This is a genomic window from Mycobacterium sp. E2462 (genome assembly GCF_001672685.1).
Classification (GTDB): domain Bacteria; phylum Actinomycetota; class Actinomycetes; order Mycobacteriales; family Mycobacteriaceae; genus Mycobacterium.
The window spans coordinates 1-3636 of record NZ_LZKC01000398.1; the positions used below are offsets into that span (position 1 = coordinate 1).

Consider the following 3636-nt stretch of genomic DNA (forward strand, 5'->3'; position numbering starts at 1 on the left):
GGCGCAGTCGCGAATGATCGCCATGTCCGCGGGGTTGTAGTACCACTGGTTGACCAACTCCAGGCTGCTGATCGCGATCGCCGGATTGATCGCCACCGTCTCGGCGGCCCGTCCGGTGAAACCGGCCGCGTTGGCACGGTCCTGCGGGCTGGTCCCGTCGGACCCGGTGTCGTCATTGATGTTTCGGTTGTTCATCATGTCGTCGGCGTGCCACTGCGCGGCCAGGGTGAGCGCGTTGTCCCGGATGACGTCGTTGGTGCAGCCCGCCTGGTGCTGCAGCGTGTAGACCGCGGACACCACGGCGCTGTTGAGCCGCTTGTTGTCGGCATGCGCGCCGGGAGCGGCGAAAATCGCCGCCGCACTGAGGGTGACCGCGGCCGCACCGAGCGGCGCCCTGCGTTTCATTCGGGATCGAAGTGCGAGATCAACCAATGCCCGTCAACCTTGTCCAAGGTCGTGCGGATGACCGGCTGGGTGTCGGTGGGGGCGCCGTTGCCGATGGTCACCGTCTGGTTGACGAACAGCAGCACCACGGCGTGGTTGGCGGACACCGAAATCGGTGCGGCGGCACTCACTTTCGCGACCGCCGCGATGTGTTTGTCCATGGCGCCCGGGATGACCACCTCGCGGGTGAGCGCGGTGTAGGCGTCCTTGAAGTCGCCCGTCAGGCGGTCGCGCGCCGCGCCGAGGTCCTTGTCCACCGACTCCGGCCTGTACGACAGCACGGCGACGGTGCCCTCGCGGGCGACCCGCACCGACTCCGTGCGGGCCTGGTCGAGGTCGGCGGACGCGCCGGCCACCCACCGGAAGTAGCCGGCCGTGAGCGCCAGCACCAGTGCGAGGCCGGGCAGCACACCGAACGCGAGGATCCGCGACCAGGCGATCGGCCGCCGCTGCGGCGGCGGGTCGTCGTCCGGGGCGGCGGCGGGGTCGCTGCCCGTCGGACCGGCGTCGGGTTCGCTCGCCGCGTCTGGGCTCGCCGCGTCGTCTGGCGGCGTGACCTCGGGGTCGTCGGTGGCCACCATGTCCGTCCCGTCGCTCACCGTCGTCATGGCACGAACACCACGTTGGAGACCTTGGCGTCGTCGCCGACCGACTTCACCTCGATGCGCATGCGCCACTCGCGCGGCGCCTCTTCTCCGCCGGCGGTCTGCGACTTCACCGCGACCGCGACCAGCACCTGGGCCGAGTCACCGTGCTCGGATTCCACTCCGGCGTCGGTCACGGTGCCCTCCGACTTCGACTGCGCGGCCTTGACGACCTCCATGAAGGGCTTCGATCGTTGCTCGAAATCTTCGCGGAAGGCGCCGGTGGCGAGTTCGAGGATCCGCTGCACGTCGGCGTCGATCTCGGTGTACTTGATGGTGGTCAGGTTCACCGCGCCCTGGCGGGCCGTCTGCAGGTACAGGTCGCGACGGGCCTGCGCGGTGTGGGTCTGGTAGGCGCGATATCCCCAATAGCCGGCCACCCCGGCCAGCGTCGCCACGATCACGACGCCGGCCACCAGCGCGGTGGCGACCCGCGACAGGCGGCGGCTCCGAGTCGCGTTGCGCCAGCGGGCGATTCGGCCGTCAGTCACGGCGCTCTGGTCGGGCACGCCGCTCTCGTCGGTCACGGCGCTCTCGTCGGGCACGCCGCTCTCGTCGGTCACGGCGCTCTCGTCGGCCGCGTCGGTCTCGTCTTTTTCCGCTGCCGCGGCGGTATCAGGCTCGTCGGCCATGGTGCTCCTTTTAAGGTTGCGGGACAAGAAGTTGCTGCCAGTTCTTGGCACGCGGGTGGGCCAGGTCGGATTGGGTGTAGCGGCGGCCGTCGGGCCCGATGTAGTCGCCGGTGGCCGGGTCGTAGGTGGCGACGGCCGGCGGCGGGGGCGGCGCGCCGGGCAGCGGCGCGACCCCCCGCGGCGGGGGCAGCCGCGGGTCCTGCCCCGGCGGGTACAGCGGCACGCCCTGACCCGAATAGGTGGCGTTCGGGTCGCCCTTCCAGTTATAGCCGTCGTTGAGCGGCACGTACTCCTCGTCGCTCTCGCACAGCTCGACCGTCGGCGCGCGCTTGTATGGCTTGCTCTCGCACGGGATGTTGCGCACGCCGCGGACGTTGAACTCGGAGTCCTGGGGGACCCGGCAGAACAAGTCTCCGGTGGGCCGGTCCGGCGCGTCGACGCTGGCCGGCGAACGACGCTGCTGCGGCGGCAGGTAACCGGTGGTGCAGGGCGGCGGCAGGTTGAGGTTCAGGTTGAAGTCGAGTTGCGCGCCCCGGTACTCCTGCTTGGTGTTCGAGCTCGGCACGACGATCGCCGCCATGGCGGCGATGCCCTGCGGCAGCAGCACCAGGAGCTGTTCGATGTCGTGGCGGTAGACGACGGCGATGTCGCCCAGGCTGACCAGGTTGGCGAACAGCACGGGCAGCGCCGGGGACACCCGGTCCAGCAGCGCGCGGGCCTCCTCGATGCCGGACGTCCCCTGGGTCAACAAATCTCGGACCGCGGCGTCTTGCGCCTTGAACTGGGCCATGAGCGCCGCAGTGTGCCTCGCCCAGGCCGCGATCGAGTCCGACGTCTGCACTTGAGAATTCAGCACCGGCGGAGTCTGGTCGATGAGCGCGGCCAACGGGTCGAGGGTTTTGCCGCCGGCGATGGCCAGCGCGGTGGAGCCGTCGACGATGCGGGCCAATTCCGGGCCGAGCCCGCCGACCGCGCGGTTGGTCTCGTCGATCAGGGTGTGCAGGTTGTCGCGTGGAATCGCCTGTAGCGCACGGTTGGTCATGTCGAGCAGGCGGCCGATGTCCACGGGGACGTCGACGTGACCGGCGGGGATGACGTCACCGGCGCGCAGCCACCGCGAGCGTTCGCCGTCTTTGCCGCCGGGTTGCGGTGTCAGTTCGATGTATTGCTCGCCGATGGCCGATCGGCTATGCACCGAGGCCTGCACGTCGGAGGGCACCTTGACGCCCGAGCGCATGGCGAGCACCGCCCGCACCCCGGTGGCGGTGACGTCGACGGACTTGACCTGCCCCACGTCGGTGCCCCGGTAGGTGACCACCGACGTCTGATACAGCCCCCCGGATTGCGGTAGGTCCACAGTGACCTGGTATTCACCGATCCCGAACAGCGTCGCGGGTAGCTTCATGAAGTTGAAAGCCATTGCGCCACAGGACACCACGCTGACCAGAGTGAGGATGGCCAGCTGGATCCAGGTCCGTCGATTCAAGCGCAGCACTCAGTAACCCCCGAAGTGGTACGGGTACGTCAGGGGGTTGCCGCCCGTGACCGGGCTCGGCTGCATGCCGATGGTGCGGCCCCACAGCATTTCGAGTTGTGTCAGGTTGCCCTCCCACCGCGACCCGGTGAACAGGCCTTGGTCGATGCGGCTCAAGGTCAGATCCACCACCAGGGTGAGGTTGGCGTAGTCACCGCGGAACCAGTTCCGCACCGTGGAGGTGGGCCACGGATAGGTCGCCAGGCCGTCCAGGCCCTTGGTGAGCGACGGCCCGGCATCGGCCAGCGACCGCAGCACCGGCGCGATGTTGCGCAGGTTGTCCACCAGCGACTGCCTGCTCTGGTGGATGGTGTCGGCCGCAATCGCACTGAACTTGCCGACCTGATCGATCGTGTCGGCGATCTTGGTGCGTTCCCGCGCC

At 69.1% G+C, this 3636-nt stretch carries 4 protein-coding genes and 1 pseudogene; all 5 read right to left on the reverse strand.

Translation table 11 applies throughout. The features are described from left to right. On the reverse strand, positions 1 to 405 hold a 405-nt coding region (locus A5714_RS20615; RefSeq protein ID WP_068288359.1), incomplete at its 3' end, for a CAP domain-containing protein. Next, positions 402 to 1052 (reverse strand): hypothetical protein, encoded by a 651-nt coding sequence (locus A5714_RS20620; RefSeq protein WP_068288362.1) that lies wholly within the window; start codon positions 1050 to 1052, stop codon positions 402 to 404. The genes A5714_RS20620 and A5714_RS20615, both read right to left, overlap by 4 nt. Then, entirely contained in the window at positions 1049 to 1720 is a 672-nt protein-coding gene (locus A5714_RS20625; protein WP_068288366.1) for an Mce protein, read from the reverse strand. Before A5714_RS20625 ends, A5714_RS20620 begins: the two co-directional genes overlap by 4 nt. A 10-nt stretch (positions 1721 to 1730) precedes the next feature. Continuing rightward, the gene (locus A5714_RS20630) at positions 1731 to 3215 is read right to left on the reverse strand and encodes an MCE family protein (protein ID WP_068288369.1); all 1485 of its coding nucleotides are present in this window, start codon (positions 3213 to 3215) and stop codon (positions 1731 to 1733) included. Further along, positions 3216 to 3636 (reverse strand): annotated as a pseudogene (locus A5714_RS20635) (mammalian cell entry protein); the annotation flags it as partial. It abuts the gene before it with no gap.

Excerpts from the sequence above, each read along its gene's own strand:
- A5714_RS20620 (WP_068288362.1), bottom strand. The coding sequence starts at position 1,052 with ATGACGACGGTGAGCGACGGGACGGACATGGTGGCCACCGACGACCCC.
- A5714_RS20625 (WP_068288366.1), bottom strand. The coding sequence starts at position 1,720 with ATGGCCGACGAGCCTGATACCGCCGCGGCAGCGGAAAAAGACGAGACC.